Origin of the sequence: Bacillus sp. NTK071, assembly GCF_017303315.1 — a bacterium.
GTDB lineage: Bacteria > Bacillota > Bacilli > Bacillales > Guptibacillaceae > Guptibacillus.
The window spans coordinates 1-251 of the sequence record NZ_JAFKOI010000174.1 but is presented as its reverse complement, the minus strand read 5'-3'; the positions used below and the strand labels follow the sequence as shown (position 1 = coordinate 251).

The window sequence follows — 251 nt, the reverse complement described above, 5'->3', positions numbered from 1 at the left end:
CGGGCCACGACTATGCCGCCGCGAATCTGACCTTCGCCGCGAAATACGCGCCCGATGCTGATGCGCTCGCCGCGCGGCAGGCCGAATTGCCCGTTCTGGCCGAGAAAAAACTGCCCACAACCGGCACCACCCTTGAAAGTGAGCGGCTTCTGAACCCATATTTGCGCTGTCACCTCTCAAAGGTGGCCGAGGCGGCTGGCGTTCCCGGTGCCTCTGCACGCGAAGTTCTGGCCGCGATCCGGCGGCAGAAA

At 64.1% G+C, this 251-nt stretch carries 1 protein-coding gene; it reads left to right on the top strand.

The window, feature by feature from the left end:
- A partial coding sequence (locus JI666_RS22305; protein ID WP_206895120.1) for a hydroxyacylglutathione hydrolase C-terminal domain-containing protein occupies positions 1-251 on the top strand: 251 nt, incomplete at both ends.